Genomic DNA, 23,749 nt, shown 5'->3' on the forward strand with positions numbered 1-23,749 from the left:
CTCCTTTCAATCCGCCAGCCAGTTCTTGAACGGCTCCAGATCCAGGTTGCCGGGCACGTACCAGACCTTCCGTGTCTTGTCCCATTGCGCGCCCAGTACCTTGACTGCGGCCCTGTTTTCATAAGCGACCTTGAGATCCCGGCGGCCGGGGACCTGCTCGGGAGCCGCCTGGTTTCGACGCAAGGCATTGTCCGCACGCTTTTGGGTGCTTTCCAGCTGCATCTGCGCAATGAATGGGCTGCGCCGCGTCGGGTCATCGGAGGCAATCAAGGTCAGCCGTGATTTTGTTCGGGTGGCCGCGACGTAGAAAAGATTCTCTTCTTCCCCGCGTTCCCGCAGCGGGTTCGGGAACTCGCCCGCATCCAGGAACGGCAAGACAACATGGTCGAACTCTTTGCCCTTGGCGTTTTCGATGCAGTCCATCAGGACCATGTCCTTGTTCGGCCGCGCGCCCGCGAAGGCTTCCGCTGCCCCGATCCATTCAGAGAACTGCCGCAGGTCTTTCCCAAGATGTTGGGCGGTGGCGATGAATCCCGCCACGGATTTGGTCACGACCGACGCTTCGTAAGGGTGTACGTAGAGGCGTTGGGCCAGCTTATCCATCTCTACGATGTCACAGACCTGGTTCAGTGCCTCGTGGGCAAGCGCTCCGGGCGGCAGGCCGCGCAAGGCCGATACTGCGTTGACGATGCGAGTTCTGGCTGCAAGGCTGCCGACGCGCTGGATTTGGCCGTCGAAGAAGTGCTTCAGCGTCGAGGGCTCGCGGGAAATCGTGGACTTGGCTTCGCGCAGGTCATCAGGCTCCAGCGGAACTTCGGCAAAGGTGGCCAACGCCTCCACAATGGCCTCGCGGGTGGCGGGCGATGCGACGTTGTGAAAGTCGTCCAGCGCGATGGCGAGCATGCCGCGTAGAAACAGGATCTCGTCGCGCAGCAGGTAGCTGTTCATCGTCAAGGTGCGGTACTGGATGCCTGCGTGCATCAGTGCGTTTTCAATGGCGATGGATTGATGCCCGTCGCGCAACAGGACGCAGCTTTTGTCCAGCGCCTTGCCGTCGCGTTTCCATTGAGAAAGCGCTTCCACCACTTTGGCTCCGCATGCTTCTGGCGCCTCCGCATACGTGGCCTGTTGGATCTCGGTGCGCAACGGAAGATTCGAGTCGACGGGCTTTTGCTTGAACGCTTCCATCGCGTAGGCCAGATGAGGGCCGTGGCGATAGGTCATCGTGAGCGGGAAGCGGACGCAACCGGGAAAGCTCGTGGGGATCCGATGTTGCAGGAAGGCCTCGTCCGCGCCCAAGTGCGAATAGATGACCTGATCCTTGTCGCCGACGCCTACAAAGTAGGGGTTTCCGGTATTCAACATCGCTTCGATGATGCAAAACGACGCTTCATTCACGTCATGCAATTCATCACAGACCAGCAGTTTGAAAGCGGGTAGCGAAGACGCCATTTCAGGGCGGGATCGCAGCATGCCGGCAAGGTCGTAGGTCGCGTCGAAATAGCCTCGGGCCTCAACGAAGCCGAACACATCGATACGCTGCTTTTCATATTCGATCGCCCACAGATAGTCGGTCAGCGGGATGCCCAGTGTTTCCGCCGTGTAGACAGGATCGCTGTCATCGTCGACAGCCAGTGTCATCGTGGCTTTCAGCTTCAGCAGGTGATTCAGGAACTGGCTGACCGCGGTGTTGTGCGTGCGGATATCGAGCAGATCGGCGTGGTCGGGGTGGTTGTACCCCACATGCTCCAGCGCCAATAGGGCAAATTGTTTTTGTTCACGCACCGACGGCATCAGGGCCGGCGTGCCGTCCTCGAAGCGCGACAGCACGCGGGCTGCGAAATCTTCAACGGTCTGTACGTTGACCCGCTTGGCGACGTTGTAGGCAATGCCCACCTCCGCCAGCCGGGCCGTCATGACTTGCCGGGCTTCGTGGGTGAAGGTAAGCGCCAGGATGTCTTCGGGGGCCATGCCCCGGCTGATCGCTTCGCCGATGCGCAGGGCGAGCGTGGTCGTTTTCGCGGCCCCGGCGTTGGCGATGACGAGGCTAATCCGGCTCTGCGACGTTTGGATCTTTCTCTGCTCGTCGGTGGGAATGAAGCCGGGAGGCGAGAATTGAGCGGAATAGGGGGATGTCGTCATGCGTGGCGGGTGTGAGATCAAGGCGCGCAGGCTTTCTGTTCCGAAGCGTCAGAACAGAAAGCCGCTTGCTTGTGTGTATCACACTATCCCGCCTGAGCGCTTGCCAGCCCCGGGGTCAGGGCGGATGCAGGCGTCGCAGAACGCGATGGAAAACCAGTTACCGAACCGGCCATCCGTACATCAGGCCGCCATCCTTGTACCCGGCATTCAGGCCACGTTTCAGCTTCATCGGGCTGCTGTCGCCCAGGTTCTTCTCGAAGCTCTCGCCGTAATTGCCGATGTTCTTGATGATGTTGTAGGCCCACTTGTCATCCACCCCCAGGTTCTTGCCCATTCCTGGCGTCACGCCCAGCAGGCGCTGGACATTGGGATTCGTGCTTTTCAGCATCTCGTCCACGTTCTTCGACGTGATGCCGTATTCCTCGGCTTCCAGCATCACGAACATCGTCCAGCGCACGACGTTGAACCACTGCTCATCGCCCTGGCGGACCATGGGGCCCAGCGGCTCCTTCGAGAAGTTCTCCGGAAGAATGTCGTACTTTTCCGGGTTCTCCAGGTTGGTGCGGGCCGCGGCCAACTGCGATTTGTCGCCGGTGAAGGCGTCGCAGCGTCCCACGGCGAAGGCGCGGATGATCTCGTCCAGGCGTTCCACGACAACCGGTTTGAAGACGATGTTCTGCGAGCGGAACCAGTCGGACAGGTTCAGTTCGGTGGTCGTGCCGGGTTGCACGCACACGGTCGCGCCATCCAGTTCCTTGGCGCTCTTCACGTTCAGGGACTTGTTCACCATGATGCCCTGGCTGTCGTAGTAGTTCACGCCGACGCCGATCAAGCCCAGGGTGGTGTCTCGGGTCAGGGACAGGGTGGTGTTGCGCGGCAGGACGTCGACCTCACCGGACTGCAAGGCGGTAAAGCGCTGCACGGCGCTTACCGCCATGATCTTGGATTTGGACGCATCGCCAAACATGGTGATGGCAAGCGCACGGCACAGGTCGACGTCCAGGCCGATCCATCCACCCTTGCTGTCGTTCACCGAAAAGCCCGCGACACCCGTGGAGACGCCGCATTGAACAAAGCCCTTGCTCTTGATGCTGTCGAAAGTCACGCCTGCGTGGGCGGTCCAGGACGAGAGGAATAAGGCGGTGCCTGCCGCAGCCAGTTTGAGTGCTTTCATGGTGTCTCCGCGCAGAATGCGCATGGGTATTCTTCAGCCAATAGGCTGATGTGCGCGGAATGGTAGCCATGGGGCCCGGGCGGGAGTATCAGGGAATTCCCGTTAAATCCACCCAGCGGAATTTGCGAAGGAGTGCTGGCCTGATAAGGCCCGTCACGCCGCCAGCATGGCACGCACGGCGTCGGGCGTGAAGGGCGCTTCGTAAAAGCGCTTGCCCGTCGCGTCAAAGAGCGCGTTGGCGATCGCAGCGGGGCCGGGCACGGACGCGGATTCCCCTGCGCCCATCGGGGGCTCGTCCTGGCGCGGCATCAGCAGCACGTCGATGGGCGGAAGGTCCTTGAAGCCGATGATGGGGTAGCCGCCCCATTCTCGGCTGGCCACGCCCGCGTCGTCGAAATCGACTTTCTCCAGCAGGCTGCGGCTTAGCGTTTGGTTGACGTTGCCGTGGATCTGGTGGCGCACGCCGTCAGGGTTGACCACCATGCCGGTGTCTTGGCCGACGACAATGCGTTCGATGGTGATGCGTCCCGTGGCGGGATCCACGCGCAGATCGATGACCCAGGCGGCCCAGGCGGCGCCGAAGCCAGGAAACTTGCTATGCACGTAGCGCGCATAGGCCACGCCGCGTCCGCGTAGTTGGCCGTCAGGGCCGGGCGTGCCACGGCTACCAGGCGTCAAAGGACACCACTGCGCGCGTGCGGCCGTGGCCTCAATCAGCGCCACGGCACGCTGATCGTCCAGATGGCGCACGCGGTAGGCCACAGGGTCTGCGCCCGCCGCATGCGCCAATTCATCGATCATGCAATCGTGCGCAAAGGAGTTGGGTAGCGCCGAGACGCCGCGCAGCCAGGACGCCCGCACCAGCGGCGCCATGTCGTGGCAGACGACGCGCCGGTTTCGATAGCGATAGGGCGGTGCCGCCGTACGGTCGCCCATTTCCAGCGTGCGGGGTTGGCCGGGGATGGCGCCGGTCAGCAAGAGCGCCAGCAACGGTGCATCGTTGGAAGGGTAGCGAACGGCGAAGTCGTAGGCCAACAGGTCGCCATTGGCGTCGATGGCCGCGCCTACGTCCATCAACTGGCCGGTGCCTTTGGGTTCCCACTGATGCTCTTGCTCGCGAGTCAGCTGGACGCGGACTGGGCCGCCCACGGCGATGGAAAGCAGCGCTGCATCGGCACAGACGTCGTCCGCGCAGTTGCGGCCGTAGCAACCCGCGGCTTCCAGGCGAACCAGGTCTATCTGGCCTTCGCCCAGTTGCAGCAGGCGATCCAGGTCAGTGCGCAGCATGTGCGGGTTCTGCGAGCCCGTCCAGACGGTCAATCGGCCGTCGCTGAAGTCGGCCACGGCGCAAGATGGGCCGATGGAGGCATGCATCTGATAAGGCCAGACATAGCTGCGGCGCAGATGCGTGGCGGCCTGGGCGCAAGCGGCGTCGACGTCGCCGTCTTCAATCAGGGGGCGGGCGCTTGAGGGTTGGGCGCGGATGGCGTCGGCAATGTTGCCCAGGCGGGGCGCGGGTGGGATGGGATGCCAGCGCACTTTCAGTGCGCGCATTGCGGCAATCGCCTGTTCCTCGCGATCCGCCACCACGCCAATGAAGTCGCCCTGCGCCACCACCTGGACATTGCCCGGCAGGTGAGCGACGGAGTCGCGGTCCAGTCCCGCAAGACAGCGCCCGATGAAGTCGCCGGCGTCGCGTCCCGGGTGAGGCGGCCGGATCACGCGCCCGTGGCGCATTCCAGGCACGCGCACGTCATGCACAAAGCTGAGCTCTCCGGTGGCCTTGGCGGGGATGTCGACGCGGGCGACGCCTTGCCCCACGATCTTGTAGTCGTCGGCGGGTTTCAGCCGTACCGCTTGGTCGGGCGGCGCCAGCGTCAGCCGGATGTGTTGGCCGTGCAGCAATTGGCCGTAGTGCAGTTGGCGCGGGTCGTTGTGGTCCACGGGGCGGATGGTGCCGTCGCTGACCTGTAGCGCATCGCGGGGCAAGTCCCATTGCTGTGCTGCCAGCATCAGCAGATGTTCGCGGGCCTGGGCGGCGGCGCGGCGCAATGGAACCGCGGATATCTGAATGCTGGCGCTGGCAATGGTGGGCCCCTGGTTGGGGGCTGCATTGGTGTGGCCCAGCACCATATCCATGCGCGACATCGGCACGTCGAGTTCTTCCGCGACGATCTGTGCCAGGGATGTGCGTATGCCGGTGCCCAGGTCCACATGGCCATTGAAGGCCAGCACGCGCCAGCCTTCGCTGGCCGTAGCGTTATGCAGCAGGCCGCTGTCGCCCACCACCGCGATGAATATCTCTGGCGTTGCCTGGACATAATCTGACGCGACCCCAGGCTGGCCCGGCGCGGGTCGCGGCGGAGCCGAGGGCTCGCGCACGACCAGCAAGACATCAGGGTGGGCGAGCAGCGCGCCAACCATTGCATTGGGCTGAGGCAGATTCATGGGGCAAAGAGGGTCCAGGCCGAAGAATGATTATGCCGGTATCAGCGAGCGCCGGGGACCGGATTTTCCGTCAGCGCGCGTGTATCCGAAAGCGCCTGGGCCAGCGGCATGACAGCGGCATACTTCTGCGCCATGTCGAACAGGTTGGCGTCGTGCGGCCCCAGCGCGCGGTCACCGCAGCAGTCCGAGACCACCAGCGGACGAAAGCCCGCTTGCATGGCGTCGACCACACTGGCCCGCACGCAGCCGCTGGTCACGCAGCCGGCCACCAGCAGCGTCTGCACGCCGCGCTGCGCCAGCCACGGCGCCAGCATGGTGCCGAAGAAGGCGGAGGGGGTGCTCTTGCGCACCACGTATTCGCCCGCGGCTGGCGCCAGTTCCGGCACGATGGCACTGTTGTGGCTGTGCTCTTTCAGGGCCAGCATGGCGGGCACTTTCAGGCAGAAAATGTTGCTGTCGGCATCATCGTCAGAGAAGACGATGCGGCTGTGCGCCACGGGCCAGCCACGTTCACGTGCGTGGGCCAGCAGGTGGCGGGTTTGTGCGATGGCCTCGGGGATGTTGCCGCCGCCCAGGACGCCGGGGTCGGCGAAACCGTTGACGAAGTCGATGATCAGCAAACCGAAGGGAGGCTTCAGCGGAAGCGGGGTGCCGAAGCCTTGCCGGGAATAGGCTGAAATGTCACCGGTGACGCTGCCTGTCGTGCTGTCGGCCGTGCGGATTTGGGTGGGGGCGTTCATTTGTCTTCCTTACGGCGGGCGGCGCGCGCCAGCCCGGGTTCGTCCTGCACCACGCCACGGATCACGACCGGCTGGTCATCCAGGGTGACGCTGCAATGGCGCATCGGGATATCGATGTGGCAGGCGGTTGTGCGGCTGCCGCCAGCCTCGTTGTTGGGGCCCATGGACCAGAGGAAATTGCCTTCAAAGGCGCGGGCGTCCATGCCGATATGGGCTTCTTTGTTGTAGTGGGCCAGCATGGACCACTGGGCGCGGGGTTGCAGGCCCCAGCCGACGTGCGACACGGCGTAGGCTTCCGGGTCTTCGTAGGCCGCCATGTATTCCTTCAGGATGTCAGCCTGCAACCCGCCGTTGATGCGGGTCACGTAGCCTTTTTCGATGACAAGCTCGATGGGGTCGGTCACGTAGTCCTTCATGGGCAGCAGGATGTCTCCGCGGTCCAGGATCACGCGCCCGTTGCTTTGGCCTTCATTGGGCCAGGTCAGCACGAAACCGCTGGGCCAGTGGTCCCAGCGGCCAGGCTCGTCCACGAAACCGTATTCCGAGATCGCCGGAAAGTCGCCCAGCTGGCAGCGCAGGTCGGTGCCGGCCGCCGAGGTGATGTGCATGTGGCGGGCCGCCACGATCAGGCGGGCGGCGGCCTGCACGCGATCGCGATCAGCCTCGGTGGGCACCAGGCGGCACAGGACTTCCGGCGGTTCGATCGCCAGCAGGATCTTGGTGCCGGTTTGCAGGATGTCGTGCTGCTCGGGTGAAAACAGCAGCGTCATCAGATCCAGGACCAGATCGCTGGCCTTGAGGGCGGCGATGGCGGCCGGGTTGCCGGTCAGCGGCGTGGTGCCCAGATAGGCCAGGGCGTCCCGGCTGATCGATTTTTCGGCGTTGACGGGTGGCAGGTCCAGCCGGTTGACGCGGGCGCCCATGTCGGTGGTGGCGGCGATCGCGCAACGCAGGGTTTGCGGGTGGGTGTCTGCGCCGGTAAGCACGGTGACAATCTGGCCGGCCTCAAGCCGGGACAGCGCAAGCACCTGCTTCCAGGCGTGGATCAGATCGATATCGCTGACGGACATGGCATGTTCCTTGGGGCAGCTGAAGGGAGAGATTTCAAGCGCGGCGTGACGGTCAGTCCACTGGGCGGCCCAGAAAATCGCCAAAGGCGGCGTAGAACCCGGCCTCGTTGTCCCAGGGGATCATGTGGCCGGCGCTGGGCACTCGCACGTGTTGGGTCTGCGGGGCCAAGCCTTGCCATTCGGCGACATCCTCGTCGCTCACCACGCCGCCTTTTTCGGCGGTCATCAGCAGCATTGGCAAGGCTAGGCCGGGCAGGTTGGCGTGGATGTCATCGCGGCCGAAATCCTCGAAGCTCTGGATAATCGCGGGTTCGTGGCAGGTATGCAGCCATTGGGCACGCAACTGACGCTGGGAGTCGGTCCAGGTCGGGCAGAACGCCCGCATGTCTTCGGCGGTCATGCCGTGGATGGCCTGGCGGATGGAGTCCACGTACCACGACAGGTTGGCCGGGTAGGCCCGGCGGCCCGGGCCCGACACGGGCGGGTCGACGATGACCAGGCGCGCAAGGCCTTCCGGTTTGCTGCTTGCGGCGCGAACCGCAATCCGGCCGCCCATGGAATGGCCGACCAGTGCGTAGCGTTCAAGCCCCAGTTCCTTGGCAAATGCGATGACGTCGGCCGCTTGCGCATCCAGCCCGTAGTCCAGTCCTGGGCCGGACGCCGACAGGCCGCGTCCGCGCACGTCCAGCACATAGGTGTCGAACTGGCGTCCCAGGTGTTCGGCGACAAAGCCCCAGGTGACGGCCGGGCTGGTGATGCCAGGAATCAGCACGACGGCGTCGCGTTCGGCGCGTTCGCCCGCGCTGCCGCCATAGCGTAGGTAGTGCTGGCGGATGCCGTTGGCGTGGACCTGGCCGCCGTAAAGAAAGGTGCTGGCTGTCTGGCTCATTGTTCGTTCCTGGAATAGGGGTACGCACCGGACAGAAGCGCGCCCGCGCCCGGCACCACGGGATCCAGGTTCAGCGCCTTCAGGATGGCGTAGGTGGTGGCAATGGAGGCGGTCAGCACGGGCTTGCCCGTTTCTGCTTCGACCTGGGAGACGGCCAGCAACGAAGGCATTTGCACGCAGGCGGACAGCACGATCACATCAGCATCAGCGACGTTCATGCTTGCGACGATGCCAGGCAGTTTGGCGGGGTCGTGGCGACCCACCTCAAGGTTGTCGGGGATTTCCAGCGCGCGCCAATCAACGATTTCAAAGCCTTCCGACGCAATGTAGTCCATGACCAATTCGGTCAGAGGAATCATGTAGGGCGCCACCAGCGCGATTTTCTTCGCGCCCATGACGTGCAGCGCGTCGACCAGCGCCCCGGCGCTAGTGATGACCGGCGCGGACGCGCCGTTTTCGGTGGTGCGCTCCGTCAGACGCTTCTGCGAGACGCGGTGATAGCCACGGCCCATGGCCATGATGGCCACCAGGCAGGCGTACCCCAGCACGTCGACGCGCGCGTCGCTGAGTTCCAGCGCGCAGCGGTCGCTTTCGGCGTCCATGGCCGCCAGTTCTTCCTTTTGCACCTTCTTCATGCGCATGCGGCTGGAGTGGAAGGTGAAGCGGTCGCTGGGCCGCAGCGACGAGTGTGCCTGCAACATCGCAGGCACTTCGGTTTCCATGGTCGTGTTGGAACTGGGGACGATCTGGCCGATTCGAAAAGTCTTCGTCATGAGGTGCCTTGAGGGGTGGGACTAGGGTTTCCGATAAATTCAAAAGAAGCGTATACGCTCTATTCTTGCAAAGAGCGAGACAGATAGCCAGCCCGGCTTTCGTAGTGGTTTTCACCTAATTTGGTGAAAAATATGCACTATTTTGGTGATCCGTCTTTGGGCTTACGCTTGAAATGAAAGATTCAGCGCCAAGAAATAAAGCGTGTACTTCATAAATTTCAAGATTCGTAAGCTCGCGCCAATTCCGTCGACCGACAGTCGGCACCCTGTTCAAGCATTCGTTTTTCTAGTCTTTCACCATCCCGCAAGGAGAAGCCCCGTGTCTACATCCCCTCGTATCGCCATCGTTGGCGCCGGTCTTGGCGGCGCCGCGACCGCTGCGCTGTTGCTCAAGGAAGGTTTGAACGTCCGCGTCTATGAGCAGGCACCGGGCTTTTCGCGGTTGGGGGCCGGGATCCACGTGGGCCCGAACGTCATGAAGATCTTGCGGCGAATCGGCGTCGAGGACGCGCTGAACGCCCAGGGTTCCCACCCCGATTATTGGTACAGCCGCCATTGGGAAACGGGTGACATCCTGGCGCAGATTCCGCTGGGCGACTACGCCGTCAAGCAATACGGTGCGTCTTATCTCACTGTGCACCGCGGCGATTTTCACGGTCTGCTGATCGACGCCTTGCCAAAAAGCGCCGTGGTCTACGGCAAATCCCTGGTCAAGGTAGAAGACCGGGGCAATGTGGTGGTGATGCAATTTGCCGATGGCACGTCGGAAGAGGCCGATATCGTGATCGGCGCAGACGGCGTGAATTCTCGAATCCGTGAAGAACTGCTGGGGCCGGAACTGCCCAAGTACGCAGGCTATCTGGCGCACCGTGCGGTATTCCCCACGCCGCAGATCAAGGCGGGAATGCTGCCCTTCGATTCCTGCGTGAAATGGTGGAGCGACGACCGCCACATGATGGTGTATTTCGTGACTGGCAAGGCCGACGAACTCTATTACGTAACCGGCGTGCCGGTTGAACAGTGGGACTTGAACGACCGCTGGCTGCCCAGCAGCAAGGACGAAATGCGCGAGGCCTTCCACGGCTGGCACCCCACGGTGCAAGCCCTGATCGATGCCACGGTGGAGGTGACCAAGTGGTCCTTGCTGGAACGCGATCCGCTGCCCTTGTGGAGCCGTGGGCGCATGGTGCTGCTGGGTGACGCTTGTCATCCGATGAAGCCACACATGGCGCAGGGTGCGGCCATGGCGATTGAAGACGGCGCCATGTTGGCGCGATGCTTCAAGGAAGTCGGCGTCAATCAGCATGAACTGGCCTTTGCGCTGTACGAAGCGAATCGCGCCGAGCGCGCCAGCAAGGTGCAGCGCATCTCGCACGACAATACCTGGCTGCGCACCAATGAGGATCCGTCGTGGTGCTTTGGTTACGACGTGTTCAGCGAACCCCTGGTCGACCCCAAGGCCCGGGCCGTGGCGTGATGCGGTGCGCAGCGTTGCACAAGAACGGCTGCACGCTGCGCTTGCACCCTGGGCCGCGTAGCGGCAACCTTCGTACTTTTCGAACTGCGGACAGGCGCCACGCTCCATGGGATCTTCAGTCAATTCAAGCAGTGCTCCTCACCCGATTCGCTTGACGGTCAATGGCGATGTGCACGACGTGCCGGCGGCTCCCGACACGGCGCTGCTGCATGTGCTGCGCAACGACCTGGAGTTAAACGGTCCCAAGTACGGCTGTGGCCTGGGCGAGTGCGGCGCCTGCACGGTGCTGATCGACGGCGTGGCCGCGCGTTCCTGCGTCATCCCGGTCAGGGCGGCGCAAGGGCGGGCGGTGACGACGCTGGAAGGCCTGGGCACGCGGCAGCGGCCCGGGACCACCCAGCAAGCCTTTATCGAATGCCAAGCGGCGCAATGCGGTTATTGCCTGAACGGAATGATCATGACGGTGGAAGCCTTGTTGCGCCGCAATCCCAACCCTTCCGAACAAGTGCTGCGCAGTGAGCTGCATCACAACCTGTGCCGTTGCGGCACGCATGTGGAGATCATGCAGGCCGCATGGCGGGCGGTGCAATTGCGGACGAACGGTGCGGCGGCTTCCGGCGCCGCGGTCTCTGGCCTGACGGACGAATCCCAGCAATGAACGCGAACGCATTCGGGGATTCCTTGCGGGCGGAAGATGTGCCGGCCGCCTTGCCGACGGACCTGCTGCACGGCGTGGCCTTGCGCCCGCCGGACGTGCTGTGGGACGGCGGGCGCTATCGAGGCAGCCGCTTGCAGAGCGTGCAATTGGCCCAGGCCCGAACCTTGGCGGGGGTTGTCGCCGTCGTGCAGCGCACGCATTTCGCAGGGGTGGTCGCGGTGACGCCGCTATACGCCCAACAGGGCGCGGCAGGCTTGGCGCCGGTATGGCAAGCCGCGCCGGCGAACGAGGCGCAACGCTCGGCCGCATCCGTCGCGGGGCAGATTCGTTATGGTTTTCTGCCGCCCGCGATTGGGTCACGGCCGGACGCGCGGGTCACGGCATGGAGTCTGAACGGCCATGCGAGTGTATGGCTGCCCGCCTGCTCGCTGGACGTGCAGCATCTCGTGCGGCGCGAACTGGCGGCATTGCTGCGGCAGCCCGAGGCAACGATACGGTTGACGGTCACCGATGCGGATGGGGCGTCCACCTTCGGCCCAGAGGCCTTGCATCCGTTGGATCTGATGGACGCGGCGGCCGATGCGGCGTTGCTGTCGCAGGAAGTGGGCCGGCCGGTTTGCGTGGCGTGCCGCTCAGAGGCCCCGGGGGAACTGGCGTTGTATGTTCCGCCATCGGCCGAATCATCGGCGACGATGCCTGGCCAACATGCGCCAGCCACGAATGACGCGCATGACGCGCGGCATCCGGGCGATCAACCTCTGAGGCTGGCGTCGGACGCGCCCTGGGCAATGCGCCCGAGTCTGGCTCGGCTGTTAAGCCAGCCCGGGCAGGCGACCGCATCCGCGCAGGCGACGGCGCGCACGGACTTCACGGTGCAGACGAGTCAGCACGCATGCCCCCCGTTGCGTGCCAGTGTGGATGAATTGAACGCCGCGCAAGTCTTCGCCCAGGAAAGCCAGTGGCACGAACAAGCGCTGGCTCGTGGTGAAGCCCCACTGCCTTGGCGACTGCGGCATTTGCCGGAAGGCCAGGGGCGGGCGCTTGCGCGCCAAGTGGTGGAAAGGGCAGGACTGTCCGCCGAGGAAGACGCGAGCGATGGCAATGGCACGTCGCAGCGCATCGGAACGCTGCGGGGAACCGGATTTGCCACCACGCAGGTGCCGTGCGTGGACGAGACCGGCGCGGCCCGCATGGTCTGGAGCGCCTGGGTGGCCGAGGTGGCGGTGCAGCCTCAGACCGGCCAGATCGAAGTGACGCGGGTCGTTGCCGGCCATGACAGCCAGCATTTGCAGGCAGCGCAAGGCGCATCCATCCAGCCTGAAATCGAACACCAAGCCCCGCGCCTGCTGGCCAATGCCCGTCGCCTGCTGGCCGGCCCTCCGGCCTTTGACGACTGGACGAGCCCAGCCTTGTCGTCCAAGGGTGAACCGTCCCGTGCATTGAGCACGCCGTCAGGAAACGATGGCTTGTCCACATTGGGCCGGGCCGAAGACAGCGTGGTGACGCAGGGACAGTTGAGCCTGGATGGCGTCGTGACCTTGCCCGCCGCCGCCGCCATCGCCAATGCCATTCAGGACGCGACGGGCGTGCGCCTGCGTCAAGTGCCGTTTGATTCCGAGCAGTTGCGGCTGGCGCTCGCCGGCCGTCGCCGCGAACGCTCACGCAATCCGCTTAGCCGGGGCTGGGTATGGCTGGCCGGCGGCATGGCGGCGGTGGCCGGGATTGCCGCCGCGCTGTGGCCGATCAAGCCGGCGTTGCCGCTGACGGCCGGCCCCGATGTGTCGTTGTATTCGTTACGTGCGATTGAGCGCGGACGTCTGGTCGCGGCTGCGGGCGACTGCGTGGCCTGCCACACCGCGCCGGGCGGTAAAACGAACGCCGGCGGATTCGCGCTGGACACGCCTTTCGGCACGATCTATTCCACCAACATCACGCCTGACAATGAAACCGGCATCGGCCGTTGGTCGTATCCCGCGTTCGAGCGCGCCATGCGCCAGGGCGTGCATCAGGATGGACGCCAGCTCTATCCCGCGTTTCCGTACACGGCCTACGCCAAGCTGACCGATGCCGATATGCAGGCACTTTACGGCTATCTGATGTCGCAGCCTGCGGTGCGGGCCGAGCCTCCCAAGACGCAATTGGCGTTCCCGTTCAGCTTCCGTCCCTTGCTGGCCGGCTGGAATGCGTTGTTCCACGACGCCACGCCATTCACTCCTGATCCGTCGCGTGACGCGCAGTGGCTGCGCGGCGCTTATCTCGTGCAAGGGGCCGGCCATTGCGCGGCCTGCCATTCGCCGCGCAACCGCTTGGGCGCGGAAAAGACCGGCGTGCATTACCTGGCCGGTGGCGAAGCCGAGGGCTGGACCGCGCCCGCGCTGAACCAACTGGCCACGGGCGCCCAGGCGTGGACGGGAGACGAACTCTTCCAATACCTGCGCACGGGCTACTCGCCCCGGCATGGCGTGGCGGCAGGCCCCATGGCGCCGGTGATCCATGGCTTGGCCGAACTGCCCGACAGCGACGTGAAGGCGATCACGGCCTATCTGCTGGACCTGCCGCAAGCGTCGGGGGCCAGCAAGGCCAAGCCCGTCGCGGCCACGCAGGCGGCGGCACCCGTTGCGCAACCTGCGCCCGCCGCCGTCACGATCCAATCCCTACAGGGCCGGCGCGCGAACGGTGAGCGCGTCTATCAGAATGCGTGCGCGGTCTGTCATGAGGCCGGCAGTGGTCCCACGCTATTCGGCGTGAAGCCCTTGCTGAGCTCGAACACCAATTTGCATGCCGCCACGCCCGACAACCTGATCCAGGTAATCCTCAACGGCATCCAGACTCCGGCCAACGACGATCTGGGGTACATGCCGGGATTCAAGGACAGCCTGGACGACAGGCAGATTGCGGATCTGATCGGCTATTTGCGGGAACGCCATGCGCCAGAGAAAGAAGCCTGGCCAGATCCAACGAACACGATTAGCAAGCTGCGCGAGCACGCGGAGCTGAACTAAAGGAAACGCGGCCATAGCGCGTGCGGCAGTTTGTGTTGATCACAACAAGGGGTTTTTCATCTATGTCAGCTTCATTGGTTTCAGTGGACAAAGCCATTCAGGTGGCGGGCGTCGGCAAGTTTCAGTATCGGCTATTCGTCATCTTCGGTTTGGTGTGGATGGCAGATGCCATGCAGGTGCTGTCGATCGGCTTCAGCGCGCCGTCGATCGCCAAGACCTTCGGCATCACCGTGCCGCAGGCGTTGCAGAGTGGTACGTTTTTCTTTATCGGCATGTTGATCGGCGCTTTCGTGTTTGGCCGCATGGCCGACCGCATCGGGCGCCGTCCGGTCTTGATGATCGCGGTGGTGATCGACGCTTGCGCAGGCGTGGCGTCGGCCTTTGCGCCGGACTTCACCTGGCTGCTGTTCCTGCGCTTCTTGACTGGCATCGGCGTGGGGGGAACGCTTCCCGTGGACTACACGATGATGGCCGAGTTCCTGCCTAGCGCGCGTCGTGGCCGCTGGCTGGTGTTGCTGGAATCGTTCTGGGCCGTGGGCACCATTTTTCTGGCCCTGCTGGCATTGGCGGCAACGTCCTGGGGCGACGATGCATGGCGCGTGATCTTCTTCGTGACCGGGCTGCCGGCCTTGATCGGCGTGGTGCTGCGCTTCTACATCCCAGAGTCGCCGATGTACCTGAACAGGAACGGAAAATCGGAGCAGGCGCGCAAGGTGCTGGAGCGCGTGGCCCGGGTCAACCGCCGCGACGTCGACGTTCCCGCGCTGCAACCGGAAACGCCGGTGCACAAGTCCATGTTCGCGTTGTTCTCGGCCAGCTATCGGCGGCGCAGCATTGGCCTGCTTCTGGCATGGGCGTTGATCTCCATCGCGTACTACGGCGTTTTTGTCTATCTGCCAGTGAAGCTCAGCACGGAAGGTTTCGCCTTCATGCGCGGTCAGGAATTCCTGGTGCTGTTGGCGATCGTGCAATTGCCGGGGTTTGCGCTATCGGCCTATGGAGTGGAACGTTGGGGCCGCAAGCCCACGCTGATCGGCTTCCTGATTCTGAGCGCCGTGGGTTGCATGCTCTATAGCCTGGGCACGTCGCCAGCCGTGGTGATCGGTTCCACCTTGTTGATGAGCTTCTCGTTGCTGGGCACGTGGGGCGCCTTGTATGCGTTCACGCCCGAGGTGTACCCGACCGATCTGCGCGCCAGCGGCATGGGTATGGCGGGGGCGGTTGCGCGCTTTGGCGGCTTGTTTGCGCCGGCCATCATCGCGCCCATCATGAGCAGCCACTTCACGCTGTCGCTGGTCGTGCTGTCCAGCATGCTGATCGCGGGCGCCATTTCCATCTGGTCGGTGGACGTGGAGTCACGCAACCGCGCGCTGGAATGAAGCTTGTTTGACTGACTGAGTGGCAGCTGTACCGATGGCGACGAGCAGGCTAGTCCTGCTCGTCGCTATTCAGCATTTTCGTCAATAGAAAATTCAGTGCCAGGCGTTCGGCGGGATTCAGATTGCCATACGTGCTTTCGGTGATCTGCTTGGCGAACGGTTCCATCTGCTGCACCAACTGCTGGCCGATGGGCGTCAGGTTGATCACGACCTTGCGCCGGTCCACGGGATCGTGATCCACCTGGACCAATTCACGCTGCTTGAGCCTGTCGACCACGCCGCGCACGGTGGCCTGGTCAATGACCGTCGCCTTCACCAGATCGGCCAAAGAGCTGGCGCCATGATCCCGCACCGAACACAGCACGACGAACTGCGCCGCGGTGAGCTGGGAGTCGGGGATGTACTGCTGGAAGAGAGCGGTGTGCCGCTGGTAGACGCGCCGCAGCAGGTGGCCCACCTGATCAGAAAACAAATAGCCATCCCTATTGGACGAGGACTTGCCTTTTATATTGCGCATAAGCCTATCCGAAGCAATGCAATGAACATCATGATTTTTGTCAACGGCACACGCTTTGAACGGAGGCAGCCCGCAGGCTGAGTCCTGATGCCAAGATGGGATTATTGCTCAGTCCGCCAGTAACTTGACCGTCTGCGGATTGAAAGCGCTAAAGGCGCTGCCGCAGCTTGCGTAGGCGGTCGCTCGCGCCGGTATGCCAGTCGCCCGTATGCCCAGTTGTGCCTTGGGCATATGGACTTCCACAAACCGTTCGCCCTCGACCGTGCCATCGGGCAGGAAATAGAGCAGCGCTCGCGCCAGCGTGGATTCTCCATCAACCGGCTTGGGCTGGGCAAACGCCGGAACGCGCAAGGTGGCCGTATGCCAGGATTGCGGAGCATCCAACGTTTGCCAACGTAGCGTCAGCGGCTTGTCGAGATCCACGAAAGCGCCGCCCACGTGCCATGCGTAATCGTGGCAGGGCGCAGGCAGCGGTGCCACCGATTCCATTGCCCGGTCGCCGATATCCAGCGTCTGGCCATTGATCTCCAGCCTGACGATGGTGTTCGGCGTGTAGTTTTGCGCCTTCAACAAGACCAGCCCTTTCTGCCTGGCGGCATCCAGCCGTTGCTCCGTCATCCCGGCAAGGCGCTGCAACGCGGGGGCTACCTCAACATGGTCGGGGTAGTGGAAATAGAGATATCGGAGCTTCGATGATTCATCTTTGCCCAGATTGGGAAAGAGCGGCGTCAGGTCCGGGTAGGAAAGCCGCTTCAACGGCAACGCCGTGGCTGCGCCGGAGGCGTCAGGACGATAGGCATATTGCACGACGCCGTCGCTCAACCGTGCCCCCTGGTACGGAAAAGCCCCAGCGGCGGCACCCGTGGAATCGGGTGAGGGATAACGGATAAACGCCATGAAACGCTGGGGTTCCCTGGCCGACAGCGGCATGGTGGGGCCCGCGCCCGAGGATGTGCTGGCATAGGGCGTCGCGTCGATCCACAGATCCCGCCCGCTTAGATTGACGTGTGTCTCGGCAATCGCGGGATGCGAGGCGCTGAAGGCGTTGTATTTGCCCTGCTCGATGGATTGGGCTGCCGGGTAGATCAGCAACGCAAGCAATGTCGGCATGAAAAGCAGCGCATGCACACGCCCCGGCATCTGCCCGCGGTCACGCACCAGATAGACGCACCAGGTGACGACCAGCACGATGGCCAACGGCCCACCCACCCAGATCGCCGCCGTGATCAACGCCACGATGCCCCAGCCCAGGTTGGGAGAGGTGACGGCGATGATGCCAAGGGCAGCAAGCCAGGCCGCCAAGGCGATGGATAGGATGATGCCGAAGAGGTAGCGCCGGTAGGTTCTTGTCGTCATGTACGGGACAGCCTGTCGGGGGAGGGGGCGGGAATGCCCAGCCAGCTTCCCTCGCGGTTGCAAAAAACCTGACATGGGGCTGCGGTCCTGACATACAGCGTAAACCGGACGATGCCACGACCAAACTTAACTCTCATTCCAGGAAAATGCTGGGTTTCAGCCCCGGCTACGCGCTTGATGATGTATTGCACCAAGACCATCTGGATTCACAACACTGGCTTTACGGCGAATGCTGCGTAATTTCTCTTAATTAGAATGCAAGCGTCGCGGTAACATCGTATTCAAAAAGACGTTTGTTTGAGTTTCTTTTTCGTATCGTCTCAACTTCGACTTCAACGCATCCCAACGCTCGCAACATCTCTGCATACAATTCTTGGGCAGGCACATCATGTCCGTAAAACGTCGAGTTGCCCACGATGTACGAGAGAGTCCCGCCTTTCTTGACCAATTTGGTCACGGCCTGAAAATGTAGCCACATGTCATGGTGGTATTTGCGGACGTAATTCGCAAGAAGAGGGCCATTCTTTCCTCCATCAGAGCTGATGGCTGCGCAGATTTTATCTAGTTCAGCTTCGACAGGGGTTGAAAATTCTGGAGACCAAGCGCCAACTTTTGTTGTGGCTGTGCCCCAGGTTCCACCTATCGCTTTCCAGTCGAGATTCCCAGCGTCGGAAGCTTGATCTAGGTAGCGCAGCCAGTACATGTACGGCCGAAGTTCTCGGATATAGCTCATCCGATTAACGTATGGAGGGGATGTTACGACGCAATCTGCCTGTCGAATGCTCTCTGATGCTGCCCTAGCGTCAGCGAGGACGACTACGCCGCTTCCCGCCAAATCGAAACGGGCGCTGTCAACGATCTCAGCAATTTCTTTGTAGTACGATTGGATTATTAATGAGACTTCATCGCTGTTGAATAGAGTAGGCGCCGCTGATGATTCTTTGAACGACATCGACTGATGATTAAAAGCAGCGTTGGAGCAAGCAATAAGCGTCCGGCAAAAAGCCACGTCCAAAAGATTACGGACATCGCCTTCCAGTTTGTCTATTCCATGGCGAAGTATTTTTAATGCTTGCAAGGCGCCAGGAGACCACCACCGTTCAATGTTGTGGATATTCGGTTGCCAAAGATTCTCATGATGATTGGAGTGGGGGTGAGCATCAATGAGCGAACGTGCCGCTTCTAATGCGTCAAGCAGTACATCTTCCGAGTAGTTTTTGAGCTTTGTATTTCCCAGCCATACTAAAAATGGGTTGACATCGGTTGATTGTCCAAAGTGTCCACGTTCAGCAGCGGCTAGCGTGGTGGTGCCCGTTCCCGAAAAAGGGTCCAGAATGACGCTATCCGAGGGCATGGCTGCGATTCGTTCTCGAACTATTCTTACTCCATAAGCAGGGGTAAGGCGCAACCATCCATGACGCCCTACGCCCATATTGGCGCGGAAGGTCATGTGCTCGTTTCGACTAACCATCATGGCCGAGTGGGTCATTTTGTATCCAAGAGGGCACTGAGAATTGATTCTGTGCCTTCGCGCAGAGCTTCTGTATTTCTTTCAAAAAATGCGGCAAGGTCATAGCCAATAACAGTACGCAAGAAATCAAAGGTTGAATTTCTTGCGTCTTTGGCCCCTACTGTGCCAGTCAAAATTGCCCAGTTCCCTACGCGATATCGAGCGTGGACAACTTGATTTATTTGCGTGCTCATTAGGGTAAGTACGGGCAGAAATCCATGTCCTAATGCTTGGGCTGCATTGGATAGGTCTGCATTTTGACGCTTGGAATCTGCGCTTTTGTAGCCTTGCCGAACTTCGAAAACGGCTCCTCGCAATGAGGTCGTTATGTCAAGCAGGCGTTGTTGTTGATTGATCCATTCCTGGACTCGCAGTCGAGATTCGTCTGAACGAATGTCGGCGAGTTCAATTCGACCATCTAAAGAAAGAATTCGAGGCTTCTTTTGAGTGTCGACTTCCTCTTGCAGGTCGTCTGGTAGTACTTCGTAGGACCAAGCAACTTGGTCAGTGGTCAGCTGTAATTCGTCACGCAAAATGCGTCGAAAGATTCGTTCGCATCCAATCCCAAGCTGGCGATAGACAGAGGTCATTCCTCCGGCAGCTTTATGTGCGGCAAACATTAACGGCGAATCCAGACCCATCCACCGGTACAATGAATCGGCGCCATAAAGAACTCTAAAACCACCAAGGTCGACTTCTTCTTGGCCGCCCATTTTGGGTAGATAATCTGCGCACTTTCTGAGTGGTTCTAATAATATTTCGACGTACTCCACGTCTCTTGTTTTTTCATTTATATTCACTGAATAATTGCTCAATGGTAATTTTTTTGGTGGGTTGAGGCTTGTTAATCACTGGCGGATAAGCGCTATGAAATATCTAAGGCTCGTGGAGGATAAGCAGGAACATACTACGAGCGACATGTCCCGGCGATTGCCGATCGTGCGCTAATCCTACCCTGGCTGGGTATATTCTACTTCCGGCTACAACGCTTTTGCGGGAGATCCTCGTAGGGCAGCGAACGCTCGCTTTGTCGGGTAGCCAAAGAACTCCAATCCGGTTTCAGCGTGGTCCAAGGGCAAGCGAGTGCCTGCGTGAAGGCGCGCGCCGCTTCAATGATCAGAGAAAGTAGTGTCCCAACACTCGTAGCCCTGAGTGCTTCGCAAAGAGGCACGCGCTGCACTAGTACGGTATCTGACCAAAACGCTAAGGAATCCCCCGATGCGGGGCTTGGACTGCGATATCTTCCAAATGCTTGAATGATCGGAAGATCTATAGATGGTGCCCGGGGCCGGAATCGAACCGGCACGCCTTGCGGCGGGGGATTTTGAGTCCCCTGCGTCTACCAATTTCACCACCCGGGCAAGGGGGTCGCGAACACGTCCAGATGACGGCTGCGGGAGAACGAAGACAGCGATTATATGCGTACTTTCGGAAATTGTCAGGCGCCCCTGCAACGGAGCCTGTTGATCGGGGCAAATTCAGGGTCCGCTCGTAGACGGAAACCCAGATTTGCCCCGGTCAAAGCACTACTTTTTCTCGGGCAGGAACCAGTTCATGACCAGGGCGCAGATGCCGCCGGTGGCCACGCCCGATTCCAGCACGCTCTTCACGGAGTGCGGCAGGTGCGACAGGATTTCGGGTACTTGCGACACGCCCAGGCCCAGGGCCAGGGACACGGCGATGATCAGCAGGGCGCGGCGGTCCAGGTGGATGCCGGCCAGGATGTTGATGCCGGACGCGGCCACGGCGCCGAACATGACCATCGCAGCGCCGCCCAGGACGGGTTCGGGCACGGCTTGCAGCACGCCTGCCACGCCCGGGAACAGGCCCAGCAGGATCAGCATGCCGGCGATCCACACGCCGACGTGACGGCTGGCGATGCCGGTCAACTGGATCACGCCGTTGTTCTGCGCGAAAACCGAGCTGGGGAAGGTGTTGAAGACGCCGGCCAGGAGCGAATTCGCGCCATTGACCAGGACGCCGCCCTTGATGCGCTGCATCCACAGCGGGCCTTCAACGGGCTGCTTGGACACCTTGCTGGTGGCGGTGACGTCGCCGATGGCTTCCAGGGACGTGACCAGGTAGATGATCAGCATCGGCACGAACAGGGCCCACGAGAAGCCCAGGCCGAAGTGCAGCGGCACGGGGATCTGGAACAGGGCGGCTTCGCGGGCGCCGGTGAAGTCCAGGCGTCCCATGGCGGCGGCGGCGATGTAGCCGACGGCCAGGGCCAGGACCAGGGCGGTGCTGCGGATCCATACGACCGGCACGCGGTTCAGCAGGATGATGGTGCCCAGGACCAAGCCCGACAGGGTCAGGTTCTCGGCGCTGGCGAAGGTGCCGTTGGCCATGGCGCCGAAGCCGCCGCCCATGCTGATCAGGCCGACCTTGATCAAGGTCAGGCCGATCAGCAGCACGACGATGCCGGTGACCAGCGGGGTGATCAGGCGCTTCACGAAGGGCAGGATGCGGCTGATGCCCATCTCGACGAACGAGCCGGCGATGACGACGCCGAAGATCGCGGCCATCACGGCTTCCACCGGGGTGCCCTGCTTGACCATGACCGAGCCGCCGGCGATGAGCGGCCCCACGAAGTTGAAGCTGGTGCCCTGCACGATCAGCAGTCCGGCGCCCAGGGGCCCGAAACGCTTGCACTGCACGTAGGTGGCGATGCCGGAGATCACCAGCGACATGGACACGATCAGGGTGGTGTCGCGGGAGCTGACGCCCAGAGCCTGGCAGATGAGCAGGCCGGGGGTGACGATGGGAACCAGGATGGCCAGCAGGTGCTGTAGCGCGGCGACGAAGGCGACGGGAGGCGCGGGGCGATCGTCGGGGCCGTAGACCAGATCATGGCTGGGCGTGTCGTCGGAGGCGCCGTGGGGGGCGGGTTGGGTTAGGGAGGCGGGTTGCATGGCGGGGGGCCGGCCAGGTGGGGGGTGAAGGAGAAGTGCGGGATTTTAGCGGGGAAGGCCCCGGAGCGCCCCGCAAGCCTTGCCGTTGGGGCTCTCGGGGCAGGGCTTGCTAGAATTTGGGCCGCTAACGCGATGCCGCCAAACACCTGATCGGGCGAAGAATAACGATGCAGAATCGATGATGCAGAAACGGACGAGATGGATCCTGAGCGCGCTGGTGATCCTCATCGCGATGTCGCCGATGTCATTGCTGTTCTTGGCCTTGGCCGATGATGACGCCAACGCGCTTGCGGACGCGGGCCAATCGTATTCGGGCACGATCTACAAGCGTAATGCCGACCGCATTTACGCGGCAGTTCCCAGCAATGGCTCCTACCCGATGCCGGGCGCGGATCTGGCGACTTTCGAGCCCATCGGTGAAGACTATGCGAACCGGCAGGTGGCGAAGGACCGCCAGCATGTGTATTGCGGCAATCAGATATTGCCGGGGTTGAATCCCGCGTCGGTGCGGACGGTTGGCAACAGTTATTACACCGATGGAACGGCGGCTTTCTATTGCGCGCCGTATACGGTGATCAATAAAGAGCTGGGTGGCTTGCAGGAGGTGTGGCAGAAGTTCCAGTACCAACGGAACGCAGGCCCCAAGCCGCAGACGTACCTGTATCCCTACGTGGCCTTGCCGGCCAGCGCCCAGCCGTATCGGTCACTGCTGGACCGTGATTTGGCGACGGACGGCGCCAGCGTCTTCTATCAAGGGCTTCCGATGCCGCAGGCGAATTCGGACACCATGCGGCGCTTGCGTGGGGGCAGGGATGGCGCCGACCGGCTCAGCGAGGATTTCTTCGCGGACGGGCGCCACGTTTATTTCCACGATCAATTGTTGGCGCTGTCGGACGCCCCGGCGTTGCATACCTTCCGTGTCGGCGATCTGTATCAGCAGCCGTACCTGTACGACGGACGCGACGGCATGGTGTACGTGGGGGCGCGGGCTTTTGATGCCGCGCATGCGCCGTACCGCCTGCTTAGCCCCCGTAGCGAGCACGTGAAGCAGGCGCTGTTTGCGGGCAAGGACGGCATTTACTTCTTCAACAGCCAGAAAGATCGGGTGGAACGGGCTGGCGATGATCCGTTTGCGTCGGGGCGCTTTACCGCGCTATCTCCCTTTGTGTTCTCGGATGGCAAGCAGGTGCTGATTCTGCAAGGCCGCGAATCGTGGGGATCGTCGCGGGGCGGGGGCGGTTTGATTTACCGCGCTACCCAGATCAATCGGGTGAAGGGCGCCCCGACGGGCGAATGGAAGAAGCTGGGCGACGTGTATCACCGGTTTGGCTCGGTCTGGCAAAACGGCGACCAACTTTATTACTTTGACCAAACCGGCAGCAGCCAATTGGTCTTCAGCCCGATCTACCGGATCCTGGACCGTGGCGCAGCCGATTTCCTCCTGGGGTCGCAACAGACCCTGCAAATCAGGATGGACGACATCCGCAAGCTGATCAGAGACGGAAAAATGGCGGCGCCCGCCAGCGAGACGATCCTGGAAGCGAAGACCCGGTATCGCGGCTTTCTATCGCTGTTTTGAATCAAAATCGGGCTGCGGGATGGCCCGGTCTTGAAAACCTTCCATTGGCCCCCACATCAGTAGGGTTTCCCGGATCCCGCGTGGGCATGTCGCCCCGGCATCCCTTTGTTTTGTCCCTAA

General features: G+C 61.9%; 17 protein-coding genes and 1 tRNA gene. 5 read left to right on the forward strand and 13 right to left on the reverse strand.

Annotated features, from left to right (window positions below; translation table 11 throughout):
* Positions 1-6 precede the first annotated feature (6 nt).
* The 7 genes from HV753_RS12355 to HV753_RS12385 all read right to left on the reverse strand — a co-directional run bounded on the left by HV753_RS12355 (position 7) and on the right by HV753_RS12385 (position 9,236).
* Positions 7-2,142 (reverse strand): ATP-dependent helicase, encoded by a 2,136-nt coding sequence (locus tag HV753_RS12355; protein WP_175174790.1) that lies wholly within the window; start codon positions 2,140-2,142, stop codon positions 7-9.
* A gap of 157 nt (positions 2,143-2,299) precedes the next feature.
* Positions 2,300-3,316 (reverse strand): amino acid ABC transporter substrate-binding protein, encoded by a 1,017-nt coding sequence (locus HV753_RS12360; protein ID WP_175174791.1) that lies wholly within the window; start codon positions 3,314-3,316, stop codon positions 2,300-2,302.
* Positions 3,317-3,469: 153 nt separating this feature from the next.
* The gene (locus tag HV753_RS12365; protein ID WP_175174792.1) at positions 3,470-5,764 is read right to left on the reverse strand and encodes a xanthine dehydrogenase family protein molybdopterin-binding subunit; all 2,295 of its coding nucleotides are present in this window, start codon (positions 5,762-5,764) and stop codon (positions 3,470-3,472) included.
* Between the two features lie 41 nt (positions 5,765-5,805).
* Positions 5,806-6,504, reverse strand: a complete 699-nt coding sequence (locus HV753_RS12370; RefSeq protein ID WP_175174793.1) for an N-carbamoylsarcosine amidohydrolase — start codon at positions 6,502-6,504, stop codon at positions 5,806-5,808.
* Positions 6,501-7,574, reverse strand: coding sequence for a 2,5-dihydroxypyridine 5,6-dioxygenase NicX family protein (locus tag HV753_RS12375; protein ID WP_175174794.1), 1,074 nt, complete (start codon positions 7,572-7,574; stop codon positions 6,501-6,503). Before HV753_RS12375 ends, HV753_RS12370 begins: the two co-directional genes overlap by 4 nt.
* A 52-nt stretch (positions 7,575-7,626) precedes the next feature.
* Positions 7,627-8,463 (reverse strand): alpha/beta fold hydrolase, encoded by an 837-nt coding sequence (locus HV753_RS12380; RefSeq protein WP_175174795.1) that lies wholly within the window; start codon positions 8,461-8,463, stop codon positions 7,627-7,629.
* Positions 8,460-9,236: a maleate cis-trans isomerase family protein gene (locus HV753_RS12385; protein WP_281370976.1), complete on the reverse strand. Its 777-nt coding sequence runs from the start codon at positions 9,234-9,236 to the stop codon at positions 8,460-8,462. Before HV753_RS12385 ends, HV753_RS12380 begins: the two co-directional genes overlap by 4 nt.
* Positions 9,237-9,555: 319 nt before the next feature.
* On the opposite strand from HV753_RS12385, the gene HV753_RS12390 reads away from it, so the two are divergent.
* From HV753_RS12390 to HV753_RS12405, 4 genes are all read left to right on the forward strand, one after another.
* Positions 9,556-10,713, forward strand: a complete 1,158-nt coding sequence (locus HV753_RS12390) for an FAD-dependent monooxygenase (RefSeq protein WP_175174796.1) — start codon at positions 9,556-9,558, stop codon at positions 10,711-10,713.
* A gap of 106 nt (positions 10,714-10,819) precedes the next feature.
* Positions 10,820-11,371 (forward strand): (2Fe-2S)-binding protein, encoded by a 552-nt coding sequence (locus tag HV753_RS12395; protein ID WP_175174797.1) that lies wholly within the window; start codon positions 10,820-10,822, stop codon positions 11,369-11,371.
* On the forward strand, positions 11,368-14,373 hold the full coding sequence (locus tag HV753_RS12400) for a cytochrome c (RefSeq protein ID WP_175174798.1): 3,006 nt from the start codon (positions 11,368-11,370) through the stop codon (positions 14,371-14,373). Before HV753_RS12395 ends, HV753_RS12400 begins: the two co-directional genes overlap by 4 nt.
* 62 nt (positions 14,374-14,435) lie before the next feature.
* On the forward strand, positions 14,436-15,752 hold the full coding sequence (locus HV753_RS12405) for an MFS transporter (protein WP_175174799.1): 1,317 nt from the start codon (positions 14,436-14,438) through the stop codon (positions 15,750-15,752).
* 49 nt (positions 15,753-15,801) lie between these two features.
* Here the strand turns inward: HV753_RS12405 and HV753_RS12410 are convergent, their stop codons facing one another.
* From HV753_RS12410 to HV753_RS12435, 6 genes are all read right to left on the reverse strand, one after another.
* Positions 15,802-16,269 carry a MarR family winged helix-turn-helix transcriptional regulator gene (locus HV753_RS12410; RefSeq protein ID WP_175174800.1) on the reverse strand — a complete coding sequence of 156 codons (468 nt, stop codon included), beginning with the start codon at positions 16,267-16,269 and terminating at the stop codon, positions 15,802-15,804.
* Between the two features lie 108 nt (positions 16,270-16,377).
* Positions 16,378-17,625 carry a hypothetical protein gene (locus HV753_RS12415; RefSeq protein ID WP_175174801.1) on the reverse strand — a complete coding sequence of 416 codons (1,248 nt, stop codon included), beginning with the start codon at positions 17,623-17,625 and terminating at the stop codon, positions 16,378-16,380.
* A 250-nt stretch (positions 17,626-17,875) separates the two neighbouring features.
* Entirely contained in the window at positions 17,876-19,075 is a 1,200-nt protein-coding gene (locus HV753_RS12420; protein WP_217481466.1) for a DNA adenine methylase, read from the reverse strand.
* Positions 19,076-19,110: 35 nt separating this feature from the next.
* Entirely contained in the window at positions 19,111-19,950 is an 840-nt protein-coding gene (locus HV753_RS12425; RefSeq protein ID WP_217481467.1) for a hypothetical protein, read from the reverse strand.
* 461 nt (positions 19,951-20,411) lie between these two features.
* Positions 20,412-20,496: transfer RNA gene (locus HV753_RS12430), tRNA-Leu, on the reverse strand.
* Between the two features lie 165 nt (positions 20,497-20,661).
* A complete protein-coding gene (locus tag HV753_RS12435; RefSeq protein ID WP_175174802.1) occupies positions 20,662-22,050 on the reverse strand; it encodes a uracil-xanthine permease family protein in 1,389 nt (462 codons plus the stop codon).
* 178 nt (positions 22,051-22,228) lie between these two features.
* Here HV753_RS12435 and HV753_RS12440 point away from each other — a divergent pair, with 178 nt between their 5' ends.
* Positions 22,229-23,629, forward strand: coding sequence for a DKNYY domain-containing protein (locus HV753_RS12440; protein WP_246288253.1), 1,401 nt, complete (start codon positions 22,229-22,231; stop codon positions 23,627-23,629).
* The last annotated feature ends 120 nt before the right edge of the window (positions 23,630-23,749 follow it).

This window comes from Achromobacter pestifer, assembly GCF_902859625.1.
GTDB lineage: Bacteria > Pseudomonadota > Gammaproteobacteria > Burkholderiales > Burkholderiaceae_B > Achromobacter > Achromobacter pestifer.

What these genes read in the sequence shown, in the direction of transcription:
- HV753_RS12355 (WP_175174790.1), bottom strand. Translation starts at nt 2,142, where the DNA reads ATGACGACATCCCCCTATTCCGCTCAATTCTCGCCTCCCGGCTTCATT.
- HV753_RS12360 (WP_175174791.1), bottom strand. Translation starts at nt 3,316, where the DNA reads ATGAAAGCACTCAAACTGGCTGCGGCAGGCACCGCCTTATTCCTCTCG.
- HV753_RS12365 (WP_175174792.1), bottom strand. Translation starts at nt 5,764, where the DNA reads ATGAATCTGCCTCAGCCCAATGCAATGGTTGGCGCGCTGCTCGCCCAC.
- HV753_RS12370 (WP_175174793.1), bottom strand. Translation starts at nt 6,504, where the DNA reads ATGAACGCCCCCACCCAAATCCGCACGGCCGACAGCACGACAGGCAGC.
- HV753_RS12375 (WP_175174794.1), bottom strand. Translation starts at nt 7,574, where the DNA reads ATGTCCGTCAGCGATATCGATCTGATCCACGCCTGGAAGCAGGTGCTT.
- HV753_RS12380 (WP_175174795.1), bottom strand. Translation starts at nt 8,463, where the DNA reads ATGAGCCAGACAGCCAGCACCTTTCTTTACGGCGGCCAGGTCCACGCC.
- HV753_RS12385 (WP_281370976.1), bottom strand. Translation starts at nt 9,236, where the DNA reads ATGACGAAGACTTTTCGAATCGGCCAGATCGTCCCCAGTTCCAACACG.
- HV753_RS12395 (WP_175174797.1), top strand. Translation starts at nt 10,820, where the DNA reads ATGGGATCTTCAGTCAATTCAAGCAGTGCTCCTCACCCGATTCGCTTG.
- HV753_RS12400 (WP_175174798.1), top strand. Translation starts at nt 11,368, where the DNA reads ATGAACGCGAACGCATTCGGGGATTCCTTGCGGGCGGAAGATGTGCCG.
- HV753_RS12405 (WP_175174799.1), top strand. Translation starts at nt 14,436, where the DNA reads ATGTCAGCTTCATTGGTTTCAGTGGACAAAGCCATTCAGGTGGCGGGC.
- HV753_RS12410 (WP_175174800.1), bottom strand. Translation starts at nt 16,269, where the DNA reads ATGCGCAATATAAAAGGCAAGTCCTCGTCCAATAGGGATGGCTATTTG.
- HV753_RS12415 (WP_175174801.1), bottom strand. Translation starts at nt 17,625, where the DNA reads ATGACGACAAGAACCTACCGGCGCTACCTCTTCGGCATCATCCTATCC.
- HV753_RS12420 (WP_217481466.1), bottom strand. Translation starts at nt 19,075, where the DNA reads ATGACCTTCCGCGCCAATATGGGCGTAGGGCGTCATGGATGGTTGCGC.
- HV753_RS12435 (WP_175174802.1), bottom strand. Translation starts at nt 22,050, where the DNA reads ATGCAACCCGCCTCCCTAACCCAACCCGCCCCCCACGGCGCCTCCGAC.
- HV753_RS12440 (WP_246288253.1), top strand. Translation starts at nt 22,229, where the DNA reads ATGATGCAGAAACGGACGAGATGGATCCTGAGCGCGCTGGTGATCCTC.